Source organism: Halorubrum sp. SP9 (genome assembly GCF_005435015.1).
GTDB lineage: Archaea > Halobacteriota > Halobacteria > Halobacteriales > Haloferacaceae > Halorubrum > Halorubrum sodomense.
Genome location: NZ_SGXU01000725.1, coordinates 1 through 230, shown reverse-complemented (window position 1 = coordinate 230; position 230 = coordinate 1). Strand labels below are relative to the sequence as shown.

Annotated in this window: 1 pseudogene; it reads right to left on the bottom strand. The window is 65.7% G+C overall.

Features of this window, described 5'->3' with window-relative positions:
* Positions 1-230 (bottom strand): annotated as a pseudogene (locus tag EXE45_RS19125) (MFS transporter); the annotation flags it as partial.

Sequence of the window (230 nt, the reverse complement as noted above, 5' to 3'; positions counted from 1 at the left end):
AGATGATCACCGCCATCTTCCCGACGCTGAACGTGAACCGGAAGAAGACCAAGGCGCGCAGCAATGGGAGCCCGAGCAGCGACCGGAACGTCTCGATCCCTCCCGCGTCCTCCGGGTCCTTCCGCCCGCCGGGGTTGTCGCGGAGGAACGCGAACACCAAGGCGAACGCGGCGAGCGTGACGAGCGTCAAGACGAGGTACGTCTCGGAGAACCCGTAGGCGTACAGGAGG